This is a genomic window from Marinococcus sp. PL1-022, from assembly GCF_033845285.1.
Taxonomy (GTDB): domain Bacteria; phylum Bacillota; class Bacilli; order Bacillales; family Marinococcaceae; genus Marinococcus.
On the sequence record NZ_JAWXCX010000001.1, the window covers coordinates 2112916 to 2135533 of the forward strand.

General features: G+C 43.6%; 24 protein-coding genes. 4 read left to right on the plus strand and 20 right to left on the minus strand.

The window, feature by feature from the left end:
* Positions 1 to 48 precede the first annotated feature (48 nt).
* Both ectB and SIC45_RS10930 read left to right on the plus strand, forming a co-directional pair.
* Positions 49 to 1332, plus strand: a complete 1284-nt coding sequence (gene ectB / locus SIC45_RS10925) for a diaminobutyrate--2-oxoglutarate transaminase (RefSeq protein ID WP_298789105.1) — start codon at positions 49 to 51, stop codon at positions 1330 to 1332.
* Positions 1333 to 1438: 106 nt separating this feature from the next.
* A complete protein-coding gene (locus SIC45_RS10930; protein ID WP_022795050.1) occupies positions 1439 to 1828 on the plus strand; it encodes an ectoine synthase in 390 nt (129 codons plus the stop codon).
* 45 nt (positions 1829 to 1873) lie between these two features.
* Here the strand turns inward: SIC45_RS10930 and SIC45_RS10935 are convergent, their stop codons facing one another.
* From SIC45_RS10935 to SIC45_RS10960, 6 genes are all read right to left on the minus strand, one after another.
* Positions 1874 to 2113, minus strand: a complete 240-nt coding sequence (locus SIC45_RS10935; protein ID WP_298789106.1) for a hypothetical protein — start codon at positions 2111 to 2113, stop codon at positions 1874 to 1876.
* 24 nt (positions 2114 to 2137) lie between these two features.
* Positions 2138 to 3091: a magnesium/cobalt transporter CorA gene (gene corA, locus SIC45_RS10940; RefSeq protein WP_319632158.1), complete on the minus strand. Its 954-nt coding sequence runs from the start codon at positions 3089 to 3091 to the stop codon at positions 2138 to 2140.
* Positions 3092 to 3186: 95 nt separating this feature from the next.
* Positions 3187 to 4308 carry an alanine dehydrogenase gene (gene ald / locus SIC45_RS10945; RefSeq protein ID WP_319632159.1) on the minus strand — a complete coding sequence of 374 codons (1122 nt, stop codon included), beginning with the start codon at positions 4306 to 4308 and terminating at the stop codon, positions 3187 to 3189.
* 103 nt (positions 4309 to 4411) lie between these two features.
* Positions 4412 to 5653 carry a PucR family transcriptional regulator gene (locus SIC45_RS10950; protein ID WP_319632160.1) on the minus strand — a complete coding sequence of 414 codons (1242 nt, stop codon included), beginning with the start codon at positions 5651 to 5653 and terminating at the stop codon, positions 4412 to 4414.
* 130 nt (positions 5654 to 5783) lie between these two features.
* Positions 5784 to 7193 (minus strand): 23S rRNA (uracil(1939)-C(5))-methyltransferase RlmD, encoded by a 1410-nt coding sequence (gene rlmD, locus SIC45_RS10955; protein WP_319632161.1) that lies wholly within the window; start codon positions 7191 to 7193, stop codon positions 5784 to 5786.
* On the minus strand, positions 7180 to 8079 hold the full coding sequence (locus tag SIC45_RS10960) for a DNA-3-methyladenine glycosylase (RefSeq protein ID WP_319632162.1): 900 nt from the start codon (positions 8077 to 8079) through the stop codon (positions 7180 to 7182). Before SIC45_RS10960 ends, rlmD begins: the two co-directional genes overlap by 14 nt.
* 263 nt (positions 8080 to 8342) lie before the next feature.
* Between SIC45_RS10960 and SIC45_RS10965 the strand changes: the two genes are divergently transcribed.
* Positions 8343 to 9875 carry an AbgT family transporter gene (locus tag SIC45_RS10965; protein WP_319632163.1) on the plus strand — a complete coding sequence of 511 codons (1533 nt, stop codon included), beginning with the start codon at positions 8343 to 8345 and terminating at the stop codon, positions 9873 to 9875.
* Between the two features lie 41 nt (positions 9876 to 9916).
* Here the strand turns inward: SIC45_RS10965 and SIC45_RS10970 are convergent, their stop codons facing one another.
* The 6 genes from SIC45_RS10970 to SIC45_RS10995 all read right to left on the minus strand — a co-directional run bounded on the left by SIC45_RS10970 (position 9917) and on the right by SIC45_RS10995 (position 14068).
* Positions 9917 to 10522, minus strand: coding sequence for a histidine phosphatase family protein (locus tag SIC45_RS10970; protein ID WP_298789113.1), 606 nt, complete (start codon positions 10520 to 10522; stop codon positions 9917 to 9919).
* A complete protein-coding gene (locus tag SIC45_RS10975; RefSeq protein WP_298789114.1) occupies positions 10522 to 10713 on the minus strand; it encodes an SE1561 family protein in 192 nt (63 codons plus the stop codon). Before SIC45_RS10975 ends, SIC45_RS10970 begins: the two co-directional genes overlap by 1 nt.
* Positions 10713 to 12083 carry an MATE family efflux transporter gene (locus tag SIC45_RS10980; RefSeq protein WP_298789115.1) on the minus strand — a complete coding sequence of 457 codons (1371 nt, stop codon included), beginning with the start codon at positions 12081 to 12083 and terminating at the stop codon, positions 10713 to 10715. Before SIC45_RS10980 ends, SIC45_RS10975 begins: the two co-directional genes overlap by 1 nt.
* Positions 12084 to 12122: 39 nt before the next feature.
* Positions 12123 to 12497, minus strand: coding sequence for an OsmC family protein (locus SIC45_RS10985; protein ID WP_319632164.1), 375 nt, complete (start codon positions 12495 to 12497; stop codon positions 12123 to 12125).
* Between the two features lie 191 nt (positions 12498 to 12688).
* Positions 12689 to 13489 (minus strand): VLRF1 family aeRF1-type release factor, encoded by an 801-nt coding sequence (locus tag SIC45_RS10990; RefSeq protein ID WP_319632165.1) that lies wholly within the window; start codon positions 13487 to 13489, stop codon positions 12689 to 12691.
* 150 nt (positions 13490 to 13639) lie between these two features.
* Complete coding sequence (locus tag SIC45_RS10995; RefSeq protein WP_319632166.1) at positions 13640 to 14068, minus strand: hypothetical protein; 429 nt, start codon at positions 14066 to 14068, stop codon at positions 13640 to 13642.
* 215 nt (positions 14069 to 14283) lie between these two features.
* Here SIC45_RS10995 and SIC45_RS11000 point away from each other — a divergent pair, with 215 nt between their 5' ends.
* Positions 14284 to 14445, plus strand: a complete 162-nt coding sequence (locus tag SIC45_RS11000; RefSeq protein WP_298789119.1) for an FbpB family small basic protein — start codon at positions 14284 to 14286, stop codon at positions 14443 to 14445.
* Here the strand turns inward: SIC45_RS11000 and SIC45_RS11005 are convergent.
* From SIC45_RS11005 to SIC45_RS11040, 8 genes are all read right to left on the minus strand, one after another.
* Positions 14442 to 15668, minus strand: a complete 1227-nt coding sequence (locus tag SIC45_RS11005; RefSeq protein ID WP_319632167.1) for an amidohydrolase family protein — start codon at positions 15666 to 15668, stop codon at positions 14442 to 14444. The two genes, SIC45_RS11000 and SIC45_RS11005, sit on opposite strands and share 4 nt — an antisense overlap.
* Positions 15661 to 16941, minus strand: coding sequence for an amidohydrolase family protein (locus SIC45_RS11010; protein ID WP_319632168.1), 1281 nt, complete (start codon positions 16939 to 16941; stop codon positions 15661 to 15663). The genes SIC45_RS11005 and SIC45_RS11010 overlap by 8 nt, the downstream gene beginning before the upstream one ends.
* Positions 16934 to 17956, minus strand: coding sequence for an ABC transporter substrate-binding protein (locus tag SIC45_RS11015; RefSeq protein ID WP_319632169.1), 1023 nt, complete (start codon positions 17954 to 17956; stop codon positions 16934 to 16936). Before SIC45_RS11015 ends, SIC45_RS11010 begins: the two co-directional genes overlap by 8 nt.
* An 18-nt stretch (positions 17957 to 17974) precedes the next feature.
* Positions 17975 to 18832, minus strand: coding sequence for an ABC transporter permease (locus SIC45_RS11020; RefSeq protein ID WP_413645686.1), 858 nt, complete (start codon positions 18830 to 18832; stop codon positions 17975 to 17977).
* A gap of 17 nt (positions 18833 to 18849) precedes the next feature.
* A complete protein-coding gene (locus SIC45_RS11025; protein WP_319632170.1) occupies positions 18850 to 20181 on the minus strand; it encodes an FAD-binding oxidoreductase in 1332 nt (443 codons plus the stop codon).
* Positions 20182 to 20202: 21 nt separating this feature from the next.
* Positions 20203 to 21000 carry an ABC transporter ATP-binding protein gene (locus tag SIC45_RS11030; RefSeq protein WP_319632171.1) on the minus strand — a complete coding sequence of 266 codons (798 nt, stop codon included), beginning with the start codon at positions 20998 to 21000 and terminating at the stop codon, positions 20203 to 20205.
* A gap of 15 nt (positions 21001 to 21015) precedes the next feature.
* Entirely contained in the window at positions 21016 to 21825 is an 810-nt protein-coding gene (locus tag SIC45_RS11035) for a creatininase family protein (RefSeq protein WP_319632172.1), read from the minus strand.
* A 281-nt stretch (positions 21826 to 22106) separates the two neighbouring features.
* The gene (locus SIC45_RS11040) at positions 22107 to 22556 is read right to left on the minus strand and encodes a ferritin-like domain-containing protein (RefSeq protein ID WP_298789120.1); all 450 of its coding nucleotides are present in this window, start codon (positions 22554 to 22556) and stop codon (positions 22107 to 22109) included.
* Between the last annotated feature and the right edge of the window lie 62 nt (positions 22557 to 22618).

Genomic DNA, 22618 nt, shown 5'->3' on the forward strand with positions numbered 1-22618 from the left:
TAAAAACTGAATTTTTCGATAACATCCCCAAGGAGGATACTTACATTTATGATGAAAAATGACCTTAGCGTTTTTAACGAATACGAATCGGAAGTGCGCAGCTATGTCAGAGGCTTTCCTACGGTGTTCCACCAGGCAAAAGGGTACAAGCTCTGGGATCTGGACGGAAAAGAATATGTTGACTTCTTTTCCGGCGCAGGAGCACTGAACTATGGACATAACGATGACAACATGAAAGAAAAACTGCTCGCCTACATTCAGGAGGACGGGGTTACCCACTCCCTTGATATGGCTACTAAAGCAAAGGGCGAATTTATCGATGCATTCCAAAATATTATTCTGAAGCCGCGCAACATGGATTATAAAATCATGTTCCCCGGGCCGACCGGTGCGAACAGTGTGGAAAGCGCACTGAAGCTAGCACGTAAGGTAACTGGCCGCACAAATGTTGTCAGCTTTACTAACGGCTTTCACGGCATGACTATCGGTGCTTTGAGCGTTACAGGCAACAAATTCAAGCGTAACGGGGCCGGCATGCCTTTATCAAACACCTCTGTCCTTCCGTATGACAAGTTCTTAAAGGAAAGCGATAATTCCGTTGAATATATTGAGAACTTCCTTGATAACGGAGGCAGCGGCCTTGATAAGCCCGCAGCGTTTATTGTAGAGACCGTTCAGGGTGAAGGCGGCTTAAATGCTGCAAGCAGCGAATGGCTTCGTTCGATTGAAAAAATATGCCGCGAGCGCGACATCAAGCTCATTCTTGACGATGTTCAGGCAGGCGTCGGCCGCACAGGTACTTTCTTCAGCTTTGAACCAGCCGGTATTAAGCCTGACTTTATATGCCTCTCCAAATCCATTGGCGGCAACGGCTCACCGCTTGCCATCACTTTAGTGGCGCCGGAGTATGATAAATTCGCTCCCGGGGAGCATAACGGTACCTTCCGCGGCAATAACTTTGCTTTTGTAACGGGTACTGAGGCCCTGAATTACTGGAAGGATGACCGTTTGGAAAAGAACGTCCAGGAAAAGTCAGAGCGTATCGCTTCGTTTCTGGATGACATGATTAAAAAGCACCCTGAAATGAAAGGGGTCCGTAAAGGACGCGGCTTTATGCAGGGCATAATGAGCCCTATCGAGGATCTGTCCGATAACATCGCCGGCAGATGCTTCGAACACGGTCTGATTATGGAAACAGCCGGCGCAGACGATGAAGTATTTAAATTGTTCCCGCCAATTACTATTGACGATGAAGGACTTGAACGCGGGCTGTCGATTCTTCAGCAGGCAATTGAAGAGGTGACCGCTGAAAGCAACCTCGTTGCCAACTAATTTAACCAATTGACTATCTGGATAAAAAGAAGCCGATCGATCGGCACCCCGACGGTCGGCCTTTTTATGATATAAACCCTTAACTGATAAGATGGAGGAATAGACAATGAAAGTAATTAAGCTTGAAGATTTGCTCGGTACTGAACGTGAAGTGGATGACGGTAACTGGGTCAGCCGCCGTTTCATTATGAAAGACGATAACATGGGCTACTCGGTGAATGATACAATTATCCGCGCCGGCACGGAAACTCACATCTGGTACCAAAACCATCTCGAAACCGTCTACTGCATTGAAGGAGACGGAGAAATTGAAACATTGAGCGATAATAAAGTATATCAGCTTGAGCCAGGTGTGCTGTACGCGCTCGATAAAAACGACGAACATATGCTTCGCGGAGGCAGCAAAGACATGCGCATGGTTTGTGTATTCAACCCACCGTTGAGCGGCCGCGAAGTTCACGACGAAAACGGTGTATATCCGGCAGATCTTGATTAATATTAAAAAATCCCCTGATGCTTTTGGCATCAGGGGATTTGCTTATTAATGCAGGAGATAATGGCGAAACGTCAGCGTCTGGGCGTCAACACCCAGTTTTTCGATGAACAGCTTCACATCGTGCAGAGAATCGGCAGGGTATTGGAACTTACATATCTCCGGGGATTGTTCTTCAATATCTTTTGTCGCAAAACAAAAGGTTGATTCATCCTTATCGTAGTATACGATCAAATCTTCTTCGTGCATTGGATGCTTAAAATGTGCTTTATATAATCGGTAGGACAATCCGAACGCCCCCTTTCTACTCTTCTATCTAAAAATCTTAAACCATCCATTTCGTTTAAACAAGCCCAGCAGCACTACCGCTATCAGAAACATTACCCCAAGTGCTATGAAATACCCGTATCTATACTCAAGCTCCGGCATATAAACAAAGTTCATACCATAAAGCCCTGCAATAAAGGTCAGCGGAATGAAGATGGTTGATACGATCGTGAGCGTCATCATAATCGCATTCATTCTGTTTGATGCCATCGTCTGAAAGTTGTCTCTCATGTCTGAAGTCATTGCCCGGTTGGATTCAATCATTTCTGTAACCTTTAGGAGGTGATCATAAATATCCCGGTAATATTCCCGCTGCTCGGTAATCAGGTGCAGGCGCTCCACAAACAACACTCTGTATACCAGGTCTCTCATAGGAACGATGGTCCGGCGGAGCCTCAGCAAATCAGACCGCAAATCAAATACTTCTTCTATCAGCTTACCATAGGTCAACTCCGCATTGCTTTCCTCGATCTCATTCAGGCGGTCTTCGATTTGATCCAGGACCGGAAAGTATTCGTCCGTCATTTTGTCTATAATGTGATAGCTGATATCATCCGGATTAAGCGCGGCACCTTCAGTCCGCAGCTTTTTCCAGGAATGGTTAACAGCCGAAGACGGGGCTTCATGATATGTAACGACAAAATTGGGGCCAAGAAACATACAGATCTCTTCAGCTCCAAGCGTTTCCTTATCAAGGGCATGGAGAACGAAAAAGCTGTAGCCGTCATAGGAATCGTGCTTTGGACGCTGACGCTCCATGTAGCAGTCCTCAATGGCCAGTGGATGAAAATGAAACACCGAGTCCAGCGTGTTTGTTTCCTCCACGGTGGGAGAGGAATAATCAATCCAGTACCATTTCCATTCGTATTTTTTAAATTCATTCAATGTAATATTGTTTATTGTGTTTCCTTCTGCATCAATACCGGCACAGGAAATCATCAGCAGCCCCTCCCTTCCATCAAACAGCAGTTGTCCGCTGCAGTTATTTTCTCACAAGAAAACGGGGCATCCGCGCCGGCGCCCCGTTCCACATTTTACAACATGGGAAGTATTTCGTCTAACGATGCGTAAGGATAACCTAAATCCTCTGCCACTGCCTGATACGTTACTTTCCCCTGCGCTGTATTCAAACCTTTGCCAAGCGTCGGGTTATGGGTCAGAGCTTTTGCCGCGCCCTGATTTGCGATCTGAAGCGCATAGGGGATGGTTACATTGGTTAAAGCAATTGTAGACGTTCTTGGGACCGCCCCCGGCATATTTGCTACAGCATAGTGCACCACACCGTGTTTTTCATATGTCGGCTGGTCGTGCGTCGTTACCTGGTCGGCCGTTTCAATAATGCCCCCCTGGTCAATCGCCACATCGATCAGAACAGAGCCACGGTCCATACTTTTCACCATTTCTTCTGTCACCAGCTTCGGCGCTTTGGCTCCAGGAATCAGAACAGCCCCGATCACCAGATCCGACCGCTTCACTTCTTCTGCCAGATTCAGAGGGTTGCTGCTCAGTGTCTGAATCTGGCCCCCAAAGTCTTCATCAATCTGGCGGAGTCTCGCTGGGTTTAAATCAATAATTGTTACGTTGGCCCCGAGCCCGTGGGCGATTCTTGCAGCGTTCGTTCCAACAACCCCTCCGCCGATCACCGTTACGTTGGCCTTTTTCACTCCGGGTACTCCCGAAAGCAGGACGCCCTTGCCCCCATGCACGCTTTCCAGAAACTGCGCTCCAACCTGGGCTGCCATCCTTCCTGCTACTTCACTCATCGGTGTTAAAAGAGGCAATGTATGGTTTTCCTCGACCGTCTCATAAGCTACTGCGGTGACGCCGCTTTCGGTCAATGCTTTCACCAGTTCAGGCTCAGCAGCAAGATGCAGATAGGTAAACAGAATCAGGTTTTCCCGGAAAAACTGATATTCCGAAGCCAGAGGTTCTTTGACCTTCAGGATCATCTCTGCCTGCTTCCATACATCTGCAGCCTCCGGAATAATTTTTGCCCCGGCTGATTCATATTCTTCATTCGAAAATCCACTGCCTTCCCCGGCATGATTTTCGACATGTATTTGATGACCCGCTTGTGTTAAATGCACAACTCCGGCCGGCGTAATCGCTACTCGATTTTCATTGTTTTTTATCTCTTTGGGAACCCCTATAATCACGACACATCGCCTCCTCTAATACCTTTTCTATCAGTATAGCGTGTTTCCGGACTATAAGCATTGGCGGATTAAAATAATATTCCCATTATCCATTTGTGATTTTTCACAATGGGTTTGTGTGTTTTTCTTTCAGCAGTTCCAATTCCAGCAGCAGCGTCCATTTTTCATGGGCACTGGAGAGACTCACACCCGCAATGGCCTGCATTCTTTTTAAACGATAGGTCAGCGTATTCGGATGCACATGAAGCATCCTGGCAGCCGCATTGACATTGCAGTCTTCGCTGAGATAGATGTAAAGCGTGCTCAAAAGCTCCGTCTCATTTTCTGCATCGTAATCGGATAAGCTTTTAAGAGAAGGATGTGTAAATGTTTCTTCCTCCCATTTCTGTATAAGCACAGGGAAAAAACGGTAATAGCCTGCTTCATGCAGAAAGTAATAATGGGAGGGAAGCTGACGGACCTGCTTTTTTAAATCGAGCATGGTCAGTGCCTGTCTGTATCCACCCGCCACTTCCATATACTGATGACAGATTTCAGAAGCGGCAATAGCCGTTAGAGTATCATCGTACCGTTCGTGCCATAGCTCATGCATCTGACGCAAAAATGCTGAGATTGTTGCTTCTATATTTCTGCTTTCAAGTCCATACAGCATGAGAATAGCCCGGTGCTGGTCATATGTTTTAAGCATCACCTTTACCCGCTGCGAAATCGTCAGCAGATAAGTGAGCCGCTCCCAGGTATTGTGTTCAAGCTGTGTCGAAAACTCCATGATTACGATGGAATACTGCTGCGGCCGTCCCGGGAAAAAACGAAGCATCTGACGCTCTACTGCCTGCTCATCGGTCTCATCCCCGGTTAACAGACGCCAGAAATATTCCTGATGATCCTGGTGGGCCGGATTTCTCGGATGAAACTTCCGCCGGAAACGCTCACCACAGACCACAGCTGCTGAATGAAGATCCTGCTTTGCCTCTTCTGAAAAAGGCGTTTCACCCTCTACCACCCAAATATAGCCTATTACCGTCTGCTGTTCCTTAACAGCTACCGCCATTCTGGTTCCGAGTCCTATTTCATCAATAGCGGAAATGGAGACCGGCTCGCTCTGCTGGTGAAGGCTTGGAATCACTCCTTCATTCCATAGACGGTGAATCACCTCTTCCGGCACCCGCCGCCCCATAATTGTCGCTGTACGTGCTCCGTCAGTGACCTGGGGATGCCCGCTGTAGGCGAGCAGACGGTGCGTCGAATCCTCAATAGTCACAGGGCCTCCGAGTGCTTCACTGATAAAGTCGGCAAATTCGTTTAATGACTCGGCAGCATGCTGCCAAAGCTGCTTTTCAAACATAGGTGTGTGCTCTCCTTTCCTGGTTTATAAAAAAAGGTAGAGCAGCAGGTTTGCCAGAATGGTAAGAATAATGGAGACAATCAGGCTGATACCGAGCCAGTACAAACACATTGCTGTTCACCACGCATATTTAATTTTTTCCTTTTTTCTCCGGTTTATATACAAACGGTACTACAGATTCCACCTGGGATGTCTGCGGGAACATATCCACCGGCTGGGCGTATTCTGGATGGTAGCCTGCTTTTTTCAGGTACGCAGCATCCTTGGCCAGGGTGGACGGATTACAGGAGACATAAACAAAGCGTTTAGGCTTCACTTTCCCAATCGTGTTCAGCAGTGCCTCCCCGCAGCCTGTGCGCGGTGGATCCGCCACTACTACATCCGGGCTCCAGTTTTCCTTCTGCCACTGCAGCATCATTTCTTCAGCTTTGCCGTGATAGAACCTGGCGTGGGAAGCTCCTGCCTGTTTAGCGTTTTTGTTAGCGTCCTGAATACTTGCTTTAATCATATCCATGCCGCGTACTTCCTTAGCATCTGAGGACATCCAAAGACCAATGGTGCCACTGCCACAGTAGGCATCAACCACTTTTTCCCGGCCGGTGAGCTTCGCTGCTTTTTTCGCTTCATCATAAAGCGTGGAGGCCTGCTCCGAGTTCAGCTGGAAAAATGCTTCCGGGGATAAATGAAATGAAAAGTCCTGCATATTGTACTTGATTGTATCCTTGCCCCACAGCCGTTTGGTCGTACCGCCAAAAACAGTCGGGCTGCTTTCATTCTGCACATGATGATGGATGGATTTTATTTCCGCGAAAGAAGAACGGAGAAAATCCACCAGCTCTTCCTGCTCCGGCAGATCCACCGAAGAAGTTACGAGTGTCACCTGAACCTCGCTTTTTTGTTCATTTGCCCGCACGACAATGGTTTTAACCCCTTTTTGTTTACTCGTGTGTACAGGCACCTCTTCATCCTTCATAAATACGGTAATTGCTTTTGTAATCTTATTTAAAATCGACTTTTCCACCATACAGCCGACGTTGGTGAGGTCAACCAGCTGATTGGAATCACTCGAATACAGCCCCGCTTCCACTCGTCCTTTCTTTCCTTCGCCTGTCTGCCACTGGCTTTTATTTCTATACCGCCAGGGATTTTCCATACCGATCGTTTCACGAATTTCCGGCACGAAGGGAGCGTACCGTTCAAATGACTGCAGCACCAGATCCTGCTTCATCCACAGCTGTTCGTCGTATTCAGCGTGCTGCAGCTGGCATCCCCCGCAGATTTTATACACCGGACATGGAGCTTTCTGCCGGCTCGGCGAAGCTTCCCGGATATACTTAATACTCGCAATCGCCCGGTTCCGTTTTACTTCTTCGACCTGGCCAACAATCACCTCTCCCGGGAGGGCACCTTCTACGAATACGGCCTGACGTTTGAAATATCCGATTCCTTCTCCATTAATTCCTATTCGTTTAATAGTCAGTGGAAATTCCTGACCCTCCTGCAGCGGCTGGCGCTGTTCAAACTTTTCATTTTTCGGCACGTGTATCTTCTCCTTTATCTGGTGTTTCTATATGAAGCCATAAATAAATACTTGCATAGCTGTTGTAGGGGCTCCACCGGCCGGACCATTCTGTGATGTCCGCTTTAGATGGTTTAGCCTCAAGCCCCAACAGTTTCTTTAATCCATTTTGAACACCGATATCAGCCGCCGGCATCAGGTTTTCTCTTCCGAGGCCAAATAATAAAAAGCATTCTGCTGTCCATGGCCCTACCCCACGGTGCTTCGTAAGTTCCCGTGTGACCTCTTCATCGGTTTTTTGCTGAAGAGCATCAATATCAAGCCTGCCCTCTGCAATGCTTTTCGAAATATCCACTACATATTCCGCTTTCCGCTGGCTGAACTGCAGATTTCGAAGCTCGTCGGGATGAATAGATGCCACCGTTGCTGGCGCTGGGTAAAACCATACACCGTCTTTATAAGTACCGTACATTTGGACAAATCTTGTCGAAAGGGTATAGGCAAAGGCCATGTTCAACTGCTGATGAATAATTGTTTTTATAAGACAGCCGTACAAGTCAAAGTCGCAGGTGAGCGGCGCGCCGTAAAACCGGTGGAAGAGCGGCTCTAATTCTGTTTTCTGAAAATGTCCGGCTGCCTCCTCAAGCGGCTGGCGAAAGCGAAAAACATGCTCTATTTTGTCCAGAGCTTCCTGCTCTCTCTTCTCCGGAGCTTCTATATATACATACCTCTTTGGTGGATGCTCAGCAAACATAAGGGTTACTGTATCAAGCTGCCCCTCACCCGAAAGAGGCAGCTTCACCTGTCTTTGATCGATGTCTACATTATACAGCGGATCGAGTGCCATCCGTTTCAGCATCAGCTGAACATCGTATACGAATGGGATCTGCCATGTTATCTGCTGCACGGTAATTACGTCCTTTCATGAAGCTTTGTTATTTTATCACGTTTGTCCCTGTTCATGCGACCTGCTCCTTCATGTACTTAGAATTCAGCACGGTTTTCATTTTAGGATAAAAGCATTAATTTTAAATAAATTGTTAATCAGTCTTTCCATTCTATTTTCCTATTCTCGATGAAACGGCTTTCTTCCTTTGTTTTCATTCATTACAATAATCTTTGTGTGCCTGTAATACTTTTGTCGTTTTCAAATAAATAAGGAGGTAAACTATGAGCTCTTCTGCACCAAAATCGACTATGCTGCAGCGGTCGCTGAATTGGATTGAACGAGTTGGGAATAAGCTTCCCCATCCGGTTACTCTGTTCGCTATTCTCGCCGCGCTTGTATTGGTATTATCTTCCATTCTTTCTGCTGCCGGGCTGCAGGTGGAATCTCCCGGGGAAGAGGGAGAAACGGTTCAGGTAACCAATCTGCTTTCATCGAGTGGAATTGAATACATATTCACCAGCATGGTGGACAACTTTATTAACTTTGCCCCGCTCGGGGTGGTGCTTGCTACCATGATCGGTATCGGCATTGCGGAGCGCACCGGACTGATAAGCGTGCTGCTTCGCGGTTTTATCCTGTCTATTCCGAAATCTTTAATCACTTTTGGTCTTGTTTTTGCCGGGATTATGTCGAGTGTCGCTTCAGACGCCGGCTACGTGGTGCTTCCACCGCTGGGCGCTATCCTGTTTGCTGCCCTCGGCAGGCATCCGCTCGCAGGTCTTGCAGCTGCCTTCGCCGGGGTTTCGGCAGGCTTCAGCGCCAACCTTCTGCTTTCCGGTACAGATGTCCTGCTCGGTGAGCTGACGATCCAGGCGGCTTCCACCATCGATCCGGCCTACGCCGAACAGATGAATCTGGCGATGAATTACTACTTTATTTTTGTATCCACATTTTTCTTAGCAGTCATAGGTACACTTGTGAGTCAATTCGTCGTCGAGCCACGGCTTGGAGAATACAAGGGTGACTACCGGGAAAGTCTCACTTCTTTAACGGCAACGGAAAAGAAAGGAATCTTCTGGTCGATGGGGTCAGCGCTTCTGACCATTATTCTGCTTGCGCTGCTCATTGTTCCACCTAATGCCCCGCTCCGCGGCGAAGGAGGAGCCATCGTTCAATCACCGTTTATGGACTCCCTCGTTGTCGTAATTATTATAGCCTTCTTCATTCCCGGACTTGTATACGGGATTGTGACAAAAAATATCAGAAACGATACGGACGTCGCTAATCAGCTTTCTGACACGATGGCAAGCATGGGCATGTTCATTCTGCTTGCATTTACGGCCGGACAGTTTGTGGCCTATTTTGAAGAAACCAACCTGGGTACATTCATGGCTGTATACGGCGCGGACTTCTTACAGTCTGTTAATCTCACCGGCATTCCTTTAATTTTAGTATTCATATTAATTGTCGGGGTTATCAACCTGTTTATCGGAAGTGCCTCTGCCAAATGGGCCATACTCGCTCCTGTGTTCGTTCCAATTATGATGCAGCTTGGCTATTCACCGGAACTCACGCAGATGGCATACCGGGTGGCCGATTCATCCACCAATATTATTACGCCGCTGATGACTTATTTTGCAATTATTATCGCATTTGCCCAGCAGTATGACAAAAACATGCGCATCGGGTCACTGATAGCAGTTATGCTTCCGTATTCCGTCGCATTTCTTTTGTTCTGGTCCCTGCTGCTTGTCGTATGGATGCTCACCGGCCTGCCGCTCGGTCCAAACGGCCCAATTGAATACAACGGCTAAACGTTTAAAAGCAGGAGCTCCAGCTCCTGCTTTTTTTCGTATTACTCCAAATGGGTTATTCGGTTGATGTATTGAATAGAAGCGCGGTTTTTTCGAAAGTGGATCCGGGATACTCCAGTGTTATCAATACGCATGGAACGCTCGAGCGATACCCAGTTGTCTTTGGCCAGCAGATACATAAAGAAAATCGTAATAAACCCTCCGTGCGAAACGACCGCTATTTGGTCTTTATCCTTCCATTCCTCGGTCAGCTTATAGTAAAGCCAGGCGCACCGCTCCGTCAGATCATTCTTTGTTTCTGCCCCTTCCACTTCAGCGGTTAAAAGGTCCCGTCCGATAAGGTCGGGGAATTCATTTTGAATAACCTCCTTCGCCTTCCCTTCAAGAACACCTAAATGTACTTCGCGAAGCCGCTTGTCGGTGGATATATTTACCTGTTGAAAGCCTGCCAGTGCCTCTGCTGTGGCGGAGGCTCTCATTAAATCACTGGCAATTACAGCGTCAAACTGGACCTCTTGAAAGTAACCGCCCAGCGCTTCTGCCTGCGCATGTCCATGCGGGGTCAATGGATAATCCATCGAGCCCTGAAGCACCTGGGCATAGTTTCCTTCCGATTCCCCGTGACGGATAAAATAAACGTCAGGCATTACTCATCCTTCCAATCCGGCTGAAACTGACGGCATTTAATCCGCAGTTGTTCCACCATTTCTTCGAGCCTCTTCATTTCTGATTCGGAGCCTTCTTCAGGATCAATATTATCCACCATTGTCGAAAGCAGCTGCAGGCGCTGTTTTATATACTGAAGCTGCTGGTTCTTGTCGTTTATGGGCGTGCTCATCAAGCTCCTCCTTTTTTCTTTTCTTCTTTAAAGATATCAATACGGTTCCAGCCGCCAAATATATAATAGCTGACCGCAATTACAGCGCTGATCACAAAGCTCGCTCCTATGCCGAGCGCAATCCCGTTTTCCCCTATTCTTTCAGAAAAGAACCAGGCAAGCGGAAAACGAAGCACCCAGAAAGAAATAATATTCAGGGCCAGCACCTGGATCATCGCCCCGGAGCTGCGCACAATACCATTCAGCACAAAATTTATTCCTAAAAATGGATAAAAGAAAGCGACAATCTGCAGATACGTTTTACCGTATTGAATGGTGGCTTCGTCATTTACAAACAGCCCCATCAAAAATTCTGCCAGTAAAAAGACAGCAGTGCTCATTGTGATCGATACGATGAGAATTAAAATTAGCGCATTTTTGGCAATTGAACTGATACGGTCCCATCGGTTCGCTCCTATGTTCTGTCCGGCCATACTTGTAATGGCAGAACCGAGCGTTGTTGCCGGAAGCATAATCAGACTGTCCAGCCGCTGGGCCGCTCCGTACCCGGAAAGCACCACAGATCCAAACGACGTTACTACCGTCATAATGGCAAGCTGCCCCCCGGAGATAGCCATCATGGAGAGTCCAGCCGGCAGACCGAGCTTCATAATACGCTGAAATTCTGCTTTTTCAGGGATGCTTGGCACGGCAAACGGAAGCCCCTTTACAAGAATCATATATACGACCCCGAATACAAACGCGCTTCCCTGAGAGATAACCGTCGCAATTGCTGCTCCCTGGATGCCCATATTAAAGCCTGAAATAAACAACGGATCCAGAAAGATATTCAGCCCAACGGCTAGCATTATAAAGCGAAGCGGGGTTTTACTGTCGCCGACAGCACGCAGGACAGTACCTATAAAATTATAGCCAAATAAAAAGACAATCCCGATAAAATTAATGCGTAAGTATATGACTGCACTTTCCAGGATATCCTGCGGCGTGCCCATCCAAGTTAAGACGGTAGGCGCTGCAAAAAAACCTATCGCCCCAAGTACAATTGCAAGCGTTCCTAAAACAGAGACAAAAGCATTCAGGGAACGCTTCAGTCCCTCATCATCATCAGCCCCCACCCTCTGGGAGAGCACCGTTAACGTTGCGCTGTTGATGCCGATAATAAAAGACAGCACAGAAAACAGAATGGTGGAAGCCAGGGAAACTGCCCCCAGGGCCTCTGCCCCGATTAAATTACCAACCCATAAACTGTCTACAATTTGATAGGAGCTTTGAAGCAGGTTCCCAATAAAAATAGGAAAGGCGAATATCACCATTTTTTTCATGATACTGCCTTCCGTGAAATCTAACTGGTTACGTCCGGCGTTTGCCATACTTTTCTCTCCAATTCTCTTCCAAGACCTCCCGCACTGCTAGCTGGAAAGAAGTTCGAATGTTTCTGTAACCGCAATGCTGTCTTTTACTGACTGAACCATCGAACAGTTTTTCTTTGTCCACTCCATATTCTTTTTCATTTGAGCTTCTGTTACGTTTTCTGCTTTTACGATAAAGTGCAGATGAACAGCCGTTATTTTATTTGCCTGCTTTTCATCCCGCTTTACCTCTGCTTCTATTTGAATATCATGCACGGGCTGGTGCCGTTTGTTCATGATTTTCCGCAGCACTCCCCCGCTGCATACGGCAATCGAAGAAGTCATCAGCTGAAAAGGGCGGAAGCCATACTCCTCCTCCCCGGACACAGACAGCTTTCCGTAGTCTGTTTTTGTTTGAAATCCTCCATCAGTCATCGAAAACTTCATCCTATTCACCTCTTCAATAGTATCCTTCGTGTTGTATCTTATCTAAATATAAGCCTATCTCCAAACAAAAGGTATTATATCAAAAACTCAGGGGTTATGTGCAGATACCCGGAAGCCTTAAGCTGTTTTATTCATGAAAAAAGCAGCTGCTATAATAGCAGCTGCTGCAGTCGTACTGTTTAGCGTACGTTTTCAGGATAGATTTCGTTTAAGATTTCATGTGTTGGTGTAGAGATCAAGTTTTTATTAATAACTTCTTTCACTCTTTCACCCATATTATCTTCGAGATCCTTGGCATACTCTTTATCGCCGATAATATATGCTGTATCCAGACCGCGGTTTTTCATCTGTTTGTTGATGACAGGCGCCAAACTCTTGTACCAACGGTGGCGGTTTTCTTCAAAGCGCTTTTGAACTTTATCCACCTGGGTCGACCCTGCTGCAGTACGGTCAGCCGATGCTGTGCCCTTGTACTCCTGCCAGTCTTCCTTGTCCACATCCCAGTGGAACTGCATTTCTTCGCGGATTACGCCCATGGAAGTATCGATCAGATAAACATCCTGTTTGTTTGTAAGAAGAATTGCCGTTGGCGGGAATGTTTTCTCGAGCTTTTCGAGCTGCTCAGTCTGTGGTGTTGGCTCCCACATAACTTCTGTTTCCACCGGAACCTGGAAAATGTCCGATTCCCAGGTCGAGCCGTCACCGGAAGCGAAAATGATAATGCTTTTCTGCAATTGGTCGCGGTGATCTTCAATGTATTTTTCAATGTCATCGGTGATTTTTTTGATTGCGTTTTTTTCATCTTTCGTTTCGCTCTTATCTGCATACTGCTTCAAGCCGTTGACAGCCTTCTTGTACTTAATTTTCCACTCTTCGCTCGGCTGTCCGCCCTCACCAATATCTGTGTTCAGATAAAAGGAGACAAAACCATATTTATCCTCTTTATTTTTCAGCTTTTTCAAATTGTTCGTGATTCCCATTGTCTGTTGCCCCTTTCCGTGACTGTGTTAACTATTCTATTATCATTCTACAGTGTGTATTTCCTTCGAAAAGGAACGATAAACGTCAAATGCAGTAATATTTGCAAACCAATTAAAAAAGCAGGCTCAAATGAATGAACCTGCCATTTTTTATGAAGAGGACTGGGTGTTTTCAGCACTCTGCAGCTGGCCTGAGCCGTTGTTTGAAGAACTGCTTTCAATAGCCGTGCTTTCTTCCTTTAATTCTTTTAATTCGCCGGTGGTTTCAAGCGTCGTCGTTTTTGCTTTCATCAATGTTTCTTTCAAGCTGTTCACCCGGTTCACAATCTCCTGAATGTCTGTGCTTGCCGACTGAAGCAGCTCAGAATAATAATTGGAGGTTTCTCTTAACGTGGAAATAATCGATTCCCTGTTCTCTGAAAGAAACTGCGATGTGCTGTTCAATGTAGAAGCTGTTTGTTTCGTCCCGCCTACAATAGGAGAACGGGTTTTACGTGTGCTGAGTAAGACAATAACGGAGACGACGCCTCCAAGAATTAAACCGATTTTGAGTGCTGTGTTTCCATTTTCCTCTGTCATCACTATCCATCCTTTCGACTCTGCATATATTATTACCTATACCACATTTTACATGAATTTATTCTTTTTTACTTTATCTTATCAAAAAAAATCTACCTGCCGGAAAAGTGTCGTGCTTTTTATCACATTTGGTAATTTTATGGTTTGTCAAATGAGTAATATAGGGTAAACTAATTGTCAGCAGCCGTATAATAGAAAGAAAGGAAGATGTCCGCATGAGAAAACCACAGAGACTTTCATTTGAAGACTTAATGGAAGCAAATAAAAATGAGCTCAAAGGCAACAAGCAGGCACTTGACTCAATCGACCGCAGGCTTGATGAAAAAAAATCCAAAGAAGTATATGTCCGCCAGGGCACTAAAAAACGAGCCAATTAATATCGCTGCAGGGATGGCAGCTGTCCGGAGATTTCCATGCCATCCTTATATATCATTTCAGGTCTACTATGAGCTGTTAAAAGGTCGTATACATTTTTTTGTGAAAATAATAAAAAATCAGCCCTCATATTTTTTATTAACCCATATCCCTCAATCCCCATAGCGTTTGCTCCATGGTATGTTATTGAATCGATCAATTTGGCCAGTTCCTTCACAGTAGTTAGTTGGGCTAAATGAGCCATAACGTAAGCTGCCTGAAGCATGTTACCATTTCCATATGGATAAAATGGCGTTTTGATATCATCGTGAGCGGTACAGATATTTATATCTTTAGCAAACATTTCTTTCACCCTCGTAACCCCCCGGCCAACAGGCATCGCCCTTTCTTTTTTTCCAATCGTAACGCTATTTACCAGTGGGCAGCTTACTACATTTATATTCAACTCTTTCAAAGAATCTAATATCATTTCAGAAACTTCCTTACTATAATAATGCAGTGCATTTAGATGACTTACTGTTACTGGAATTTTCTCATACCTTTTTTGGCACTCCAGTACCTTTTGTATTGACGCCGAGTTCTGATCATCATTTTCATCACAAAAGATATGAACCCCTTTTTTCAGTTTTTCTGCCGTACGAAAGCAGTAATTGATTGATTCTTTTTCTTCTTTTTCACTATTTTCTAAGTGAGGTACAGCACTGGCATAATCCGCTCCAAACTTTAATGCCTCTTCCATATTTGTCCGTTTCCATTCCTCATTCAGCCCAAGCTGTGGAAATGCTACTATTTCGAGATTAATAAATTGCTCATAGCTTTTTTTTAATTTAGTTAAAACAAAAAGGGCTCTTAATTCTGGAGCGGAGACATCTATCATTACTCTTGCATGAAAAACGCCGTTTGCTATAAATGTATTAATCATTTCTGACATTTGTTTTTCCAAAGACTTCTCGTCCAACTCTTTTTTTACTTTATCCCAAATCTTAATACCCTCTTCAATAGTCCCTTTATGATTTTGTTCATAGCGTTCCCCTACTTTAAATGTATCCGCATGATTGTGCATTTCTATGAAAGGTGGCAGAATGATCCCCCCATTTCCATCAATAACTTCTTTTGAGGGTTCCCATCCCGAAGACATAAACTTAATATTTTTATTTTCCACGCCCAAGTTAAATAATGTTTCATCATAATGGGTACGTACATTTGTCACTATTAAATCAAGCATGTATGTTATAACCTCTTTCTACAGTCTGTTTTACTGTTCTAATGCTCGTCCAATGGCCGTTACGAAAAACCTTTCGCCCAGGTCTTTGATTAGCAAGAACGTCTGCCAGGCTGCTGCCTTCCAATAGGACAAAATCAGCTTTTTCTCCTATTTTTATGTCTACTTTTTCGTGAAATATCTCCGAGGGGTTTTTCGTAATCATATCAAAAACTTTTTTGATATCTTCTGTGCCTGTAAGATGGTTAGCATATGCTGACATTAGCGCTGTAAGCAGCATATCCGCATTTCCAAATGGGTGGAATGGATCGTTAATATTATCAGAGGCCGCCGCTATACAAGCATTATTAGCCAAAAATTCTTTAACTCTAGTGGTCCCCCTTCGAACATTTTTTTGGTCATCACGCCCTTGCAGGCAAAGATTCGCCGCAGGAAGTGTCACTATATTTATACTTTCCCCTACAATTTCTTTTATGATACTAAGGGCTTCATTTGTTTCCATGGCCGATAATGTACATAAATGGCCTACTGTAGTTTTGCGCTGATATTTATAATGCTTTACCTGAGCAATTATTTCTTCAATAGACCGAACTGCAGGGTCATCCTGTTCATCTACATGTAAATCTATTAACATTTGATACTCGGCGGCAAAAGCAAACAATATTTTAATTTCTTCTGTACAATTTTCAGAAAGGTGAGGAGCTCCTCCAACTCCATCAATATCATTTTTAATTAATGATAAAAGAAAACTGCTGTCCTCCTTAAGTTCCTCTATTGGATCAGCTATCATTGCGATAACCTGCAAATCGATTAAATTTTTGTATTCTGCTTTTAGTCCGCAGGCTGTCTGGAGGGCCTTCAGACCGCCTGGGCCACTGTTTACATTAATATGGGTTCTCATTCTGCCAGTGCCGTTTGCCAATGCTTGTTCTAACACCTTCTTCATTCTTTTTTTTATATTTTCAACTTCAAACTCCCCGGCCAGTTCCTTGTAATTTTCAATAGCCTCCACAAGCGTTCCAGTTTTATTTGGAATCTGCTCGTAAGTATAAGCTTTATCTAAATGCGTATGAATATCTGTAAAAGTCGGCAGCATAATCCACCCTTCAGCATCTATTATTTCTATATTGGGACTACCCTCTTGTTTGATCATTTCTTCTGCATGATATGAAAAAGCCGATACGATTTTTTCATATCGGCCGTTCATAATCACAGCGTGGAACACCTCATTCTCCAAGCTCGGAATTTTTACATTTTTAATTATTGCATTATTCATTTTGAGCCTCTTCTAAAAATTCAGTAGTGAAAATCTCTTCTGAACTCTCTTCATTTGAAATAATTCCTAAATTATTTAAATCGCTCTGCAGCTTTTCCCAATTTCCGCTATTCATATAACCAAACCCGTTTTCTTCAGCTTCACCACCGAATATCAATTCCTCTTGAGCTTCTACACTATATTCCATCTTTTCTTCACTGAGATCTGGATTCTGTTCTTTCAAAAAGGGGTTTACTTCTTCGTAATTTTCCCGGTAATACTCCCAGCCCTCAACTGTGGCATTCATAAAGGCCTGAACTTTTTCCGGATTGTTTTCTATCATATCCTCTGTAGTAAAAATAACATTTCCGTAAGATTCAAACCCAGAATCGCTTACATATTGATAATCAATATCCACACCTTGTTCTTCCAATGAATAAGGCTCTGAAGTAACATATCCCTGTGTTACTGCATCTTCATTATCTACAAATTCCGTCAGTGTACCTGTATACGCACGTTCTTCTACATTTTCTATACCATATTCTTCTTTAATATACTCCCAGTAACCCACACCGGTAGCTGTATAAACAGTCTTTCCTTCTAAGTCTTCAAAATCCTTCACTTGGCCTTCGTGCGAAATTAAAACATAAGGACTTTTTTGGAAAATAGCTCCGATAGCTACTAACGGAATGCCTTCATTCCGTGCTATAAGCAGGTCCTCCCCGCTTGTATAACCAAAGTCTGCATCCCCGGAAGCAACAATCTGTTCAGAGGAGACCTCAGGTCCTCCCGGTTCCACTTCCATATCCAAACCCTGTTCTTCATACATTCCTTCTTGCAAAGCCGCATAATTCCCACCATGCTCCGGCTGGGCAAACCAGTTTGTAATTAACTTACTCTCCTCTAATTCTTCTGAGGCTTCCCCGGAAGTATTCCCCCCTGAACTTTCTTCTGTGCCACAAGCTGCTGCCAAAGCTATACTGGAGATACCCACTGTAAATAGTATTCCTCTGCTAGTCATTTTACTTTTCTTCATATAATTTCCCCCTGTATTTCAATCTTTATTTTCCATTTCAGATTCATGCCAGGAACCAAGCACCCATTTTGAAAAAGCATTTATAAGTAAGAAAAAAACAATACCGAGCAGAGAAGCAGCAATCCCACACGCAAATAGATAGGCAGTTTCCATCCGGGCTGCAGATACAGTTATCGCATAACCAATACCTCCGTCACCACCGCCAATTCCAGAAACGTACTCGCCTACGATGGCTCCAATCACGGCTAGCGTACATGAAATTTTCAAACCAGCTGTGATATATGGCAACGCATATGGTACTCTTACTTTCCACATCACCTGCATCCTCGAGGCTTTGTACAGCTTCATGAGGTTAATCATATCTTTATCTGTCGCATTCAATCCGATAAGTGTATTGGACAGCATTGGAAAAAAGCCAATTAAAAAAGTGATTATGACGATAGAATTCATTCCTGAGCCAAACCAGATAACTACTATAGGGGCTACAGCTACAACTGGAATGGTCTGAAGAATAACAGCATAGGGATATAAACTTCTTTCCACCCATTTGGAACTCGCCATCAGTATGGCAGCAGATACGCCGCCAACCACACTTAATACAAATCCAATTATTGATTCCAATATTGTGACTGATAATGCATTTAGGAGACTACTCCAGTTTTCAATAGCAGCATTTACGATCGCCCATGGAGTAGGAAGAATATAATGCGGGATTTGAAATATCCGTACGCCAAATTCCCATATACCTACAAATAATATTAAAGCAGCCAGAGGCGGCATTAGAGCTTTCAGGCTGGGCATCCAGCGAGCCTTGTCTGTTCTTAACTTTGCTTCTTCTTTTTTTTGTACCACTGTGCTCTCAGCATTCCCATTCATTTGCGCCACTCCTTTCTTTATATAATCTCTTTTGCTTTAGGTATTTTTCCAGGGTTCAGTAACCCATGGGGGTCGTATTTTTCTTTTTTACTTTTAATTTCATCCATGCGCAAATTGTATCCTCCAAAGCCCAGCAAATAAGTGTGTGGATTGTTAATTTGAATACCGTGCCTTTCAAAAAAATCTATTACTTCGTAAATACGTTCGGTGGAATAAAACTTCAATACCGGTAACGCCGCCGGAGTGACTTCCCCCTCTATTTTGATAAACTCAAAATGTAGTTGAACCTCATCCTGGTATTCTTTTTTTATTACTTCGATCTGTTCTTCTAATTTTTTTGAATCAAACCGGGCTTGCAGATAGGTCATATTTTCTCCATTTTTATGTGCCCACAGTGTTGAATGATTCCATGTGAAATCCGAAAGTTTTAAACCTTTTTGATACTTCTCAGCAGGAATGTAGTATGTTACTTTTCCTAAAAATTGCTGAACCGACTCCGCGATTTTCTCTTTATCAGCTGTGGTTTCCAAAATCACTAGTGATTCCCCATTATTTATATATTTTTCTAATGGTTTATAGTGTAAGGGCAATGGCCATTCGCAGGTTGAAAGAAGCCTGAGCGAAATGTCATTTCTGTCTGCAAGGTGCCCGCAGTAGGACACTGCGTTCGAGAATTCTTCAAAGGTTAGAAGCATTTGCTTCCAATTCATTTTTTCTTCGAGTGGAAGACCTGCCTCCAACAAAATTCCGGTAGTTCCATAATTATGAATATAGTGTAGAACTTCTTCACCATAAATATGGAGAATTTGGGGTGTTTCTTCTATGGTCATAATCTTCACGTAGTTCACATTATCATCCCAGAGGTTTCCCCATCTAATAGAGCCTATCCCTCCAGAACCACCGCATAAAAAACCACTGACAGTTGATTTCATGAACGTGCTTGGAAAGATTCTCAGTTCTTTGTTTTGCTTGCGCATCTCCTTTTCAAGTACTCCCAGCCTTTTTCCAGCCTGAACAGTTACTGCTTCGTTAGTTGTGTTTACTGTTTGATCCATTTTAGTTATGTCGATAACGATGCCTCCCTCCAGAGGGATAGCCTGGCCATAATTACCAGTGCCAGATCCACGTATAGTCAATGGAATTTTCTTTTTTACCGCAAAAACTACAACCTCTTGTACTTCATTTTCATTTAATGGAAAAACGATACATTCTGCTTTTTTTTCATATAGTTCTTCATATAGAATTGGAGAATACCAATAAGCATCTTTTGATAAACGTTCTACTGTAGAAGTATCTCTTACAATTTTGCTTCTGCCATCGAGAAGATTAGTCAGTTCATCTATCCACATAACATTTCTCCTTCCGGTATATTAATGTTTTAGCTTTTCTGAAACCGCGGCTACCAACGAACTAAACTCTGCATCTGTGCGGACTTCCGGGACTCTTGGATAAGACAGTGGCACATTCATAGTAGTTTCAATTTTCCCAGGAGACGGAGTCATCACAGCTACTTTATTGGACAAATAAACGGATTCAAAGACATTATGAGTAATAAATAAAACGGTCATTTTTTGCGACCCCCATATCCTCAATAACTCTTCCTGTAAGTTTTGCCTGGTAATCTCATCTAAAGCCCCAAAAGGTTCATCCATTAATAAAAGCTTTGGTTTTGCCACTAAAGCTCTTGCTATAGACACTCGCATTTTCATCCCCCCAGAAAGTTCCCGGGGCATCGACGCCTCATACCCTTCAAGTCCTACTAGTTCAAGCACTTCCAAAACCATCTCTCTTTGCACTTTTTTACTAATATTCTGAAATTTTAATGGCAAGCTTATATTCTTAAATACATTTAACCACGGCAAAAGAGTAGCATCCTGAAAAACATATGCAAGTTCTTTAGAATCTCTTTCTTCAGATTCTACTTCTTTATTTAAAAGATTGATGTGTCCTTCAGTAATGTCAGTAAGTCCAGCGACCATTTTAAAAATAGTTGATTTCCCACAACCTGAAGGCCCTACAAAAGAAACAAAGTCTCCTTCATTGATAGTTAAATTCACCCCTTCTACAGCTGTATTGCCATTATCATAAGTTTTCTGGACATCAACCATTCGGACTACACTGTTGATTTCTGACTCGTTTCGAGTATATCCCGCCGCTTTTAGATCCATTTATAGTCCTCCTTATTATTTTTTCAAATCATCTATCTCAAAATCAGCCATTTCTAAAAAGGTCTCCGCCATGAAGTCACTAATATTTTCGTTTATTTCTTTGCCTTTTTCCATTGTGGCTTTACGGGCATCACCTGCTATTCCCGTCTTAGAAATATCTTCTGCCATCCAGGCAAAATATCGATTTCCTTTCAAATTTAAAGATGTTTTATTTTCTGGAAAATTAAAAAAGTCTTTAGCGGCTAAATTCATATCTACCCAATTTTTTTTAAAATCCAATACCATCGAAGTTTCTACATCTCCACCATGAATACCATATTCTGCTTCTTCTTCTGTAATAAGGGTTTTTGTTTTTTCCGAATAAGGGTTTAATCTAAAAACCATTAAGCCGGTTTCTACCCTTATGTCTCTAGCCATCATATTCAGTAGATCATTATTTCCGCCATGAGTATTTAAAATAAGCAGCCGCCTAAATCCATTGTTTGCTGTACTTTTTCCTAAATCCATTAAAATATTCTGTAAGGTTAATGCTGAGAGAGAAAACGTGCCTGAGTGATACAAATGTTCAGTACTCTTTCCATAGGGTATCGAGGGCAAAAGCCAAATATTATCCTCCCGGGTAAATTTTTCGAATGTTTTAGCTAAAAGCCCCTCCCCAATTAATGTGTCCGTAAAAGTTGGTAAATGTTTTCCGTGCTGTTCAACAGCTCCTATATGTAAAACAGCTAAAGCTTTTTCTTTAGGAATATCTTTTACTTGATCTGAACTTAAATGCGGTAGAAAAAAATGTTCATAGGCATTCCCAGAATAACGAGTGTTTAACATATGTTCTCCTCTGCTTCGTTAGTTTTTTGTTAATTTAATTCTATTCTTATCTCTCTCGAATAACATTAGCAATAATAAACAAATTAATATTTAAGACTAGATATTATGCACAAAAAGCAGAGTAAAAACAGATGCTTTTGTTAGATTATTTGCAAATTTCAAAATTATTTTTTGTTTATTGTTTTTTCAATGAGATGCAAGGGCTAACGGGTTATAAAATTCAGGCACAATTTTTAGAGTAAATAAAAAAACCGCCTTTCGGCGGCTTTTTTTACTGTATTTTACAGATCGGAACCTTCGAGAATGCGTTCAATTTCTTCTTTATGACCGGTCTCATCAGAAATAAGGTCTTCAAGTTTGTTTTGAAGCTCGATCATGTTCAGCTCTTCTGCCTGCTGGGCGCGTTTAGTGTAGCGCTCAATTGTGTCTGCTTCAGCATCACGGGCAGCTTCAAGCATTTCGCGAACCTGGAACGTCTGTTTAATATCGGCAGGTTTTGTAGTCGGCGTGCCGCCGAGCGTACGAATTTTAGAAGCCAGGTATTGAGCGTGACCCTGCTCATCACCGATTTCGTCTTCAAACAATGGTCTGAGCATTGGAGTATGAATGCCGGAAACCACTGCTGCATAGTTTGTATACATGATAGCTGCTGCGTATTCGTGTGCTAAGTCGACGTTGAGGCCGTCGATTAGTTCCTGTACTTTAGGATCGTTTTCTCTTACGCGTTCCATGAATAAATTCCTCCTGTCGTCTGTTTAATGCAATTGATGTTTTCTCATAGCTGTAGCCTTCC

Coding starts and splice junctions, on each gene's coding strand:
- ectB (WP_298789105.1), top strand. CDS start 49: ATGATGAAAAATGACCTTAGCGTTTTTAACGAATACGAATCGGAAGTG.
- SIC45_RS10930 (WP_022795050.1), top strand. CDS start 1,439: ATGAAAGTAATTAAGCTTGAAGATTTGCTCGGTACTGAACGTGAAGTG.
- corA (WP_319632158.1), bottom strand. CDS start 3,091: ATGATTTCCTGTGCCGGTATTGATGCAGAAGGAAACACAATAAACAAT.
- SIC45_RS10950 (WP_319632160.1), bottom strand. CDS start 5,653: ATGTTTGAAAAGCAGCTTTGGCAGCATGCTGCCGAGTCATTAAACGAA.
- SIC45_RS10965 (WP_319632163.1), top strand. CDS start 8,343: ATGAGCTCTTCTGCACCAAAATCGACTATGCTGCAGCGGTCGCTGAAT.
- SIC45_RS10970 (WP_298789113.1), bottom strand. CDS start 10,522: ATGCCTGACGTTTATTTTATCCGTCACGGGGAATCGGAAGGAAACTAT.
- SIC45_RS10975 (WP_298789114.1), bottom strand. CDS start 10,713: ATGAGCACGCCCATAAACGACAAGAACCAGCAGCTTCAGTATATAAAA.
- SIC45_RS10980 (WP_298789115.1), bottom strand. CDS start 12,083: ATGGCAAACGCCGGACGTAACCAGTTAGATTTCACGGAAGGCAGTATC.
- SIC45_RS10985 (WP_319632164.1), bottom strand. CDS start 12,497: ATGACTGATGGAGGATTTCAAACAAAAACAGACTACGGAAAGCTGTCT.
- SIC45_RS10990 (WP_319632165.1), bottom strand. CDS start 13,489: ATGGGAATCACGAACAATTTGAAAAAGCTGAAAAATAAAGAGGATAAA.
- SIC45_RS10995 (WP_319632166.1), bottom strand. CDS start 14,068: ATGACAGAGGAAAATGGAAACACAGCACTCAAAATCGGTTTAATTCTT.
- SIC45_RS11000 (WP_298789119.1), top strand. CDS start 14,284: ATGAGAAAACCACAGAGACTTTCATTTGAAGACTTAATGGAAGCAAAT.
- SIC45_RS11005 (WP_319632167.1), bottom strand. CDS start 15,668: ATGCTTGATTTAATAGTGACAAATGTACGTACCCATTATGATGAAACA.
- SIC45_RS11010 (WP_319632168.1), bottom strand. CDS start 16,941: ATGAATAATGCAATAATTAAAAATGTAAAAATTCCGAGCTTGGAGAAT.
- SIC45_RS11015 (WP_319632169.1), bottom strand. CDS start 17,956: ATGAAGAAAAGTAAAATGACTAGCAGAGGAATACTATTTACAGTGGGT.
- SIC45_RS11020 (WP_413645686.1), bottom strand. CDS start 18,832: ATGAATGGGAATGCTGAGAGCACAGTGGTACAAAAAAAAGAAGAAGCA.
- SIC45_RS11025 (WP_319632170.1), bottom strand. CDS start 20,181: ATGTGGATAGATGAACTGACTAATCTTCTCGATGGCAGAAGCAAAATT.
- SIC45_RS11030 (WP_319632171.1), bottom strand. CDS start 21,000: ATGGATCTAAAAGCGGCGGGATATACTCGAAACGAGTCAGAAATCAAC.
- SIC45_RS11035 (WP_319632172.1), bottom strand. CDS start 21,825: ATGTTAAACACTCGTTATTCTGGGAATGCCTATGAACATTTTTTTCTA.
- SIC45_RS11040 (WP_298789120.1), bottom strand. CDS start 22,556: ATGGAACGCGTAAGAGAAAACGATCCTAAAGTACAGGAACTAATCGAC.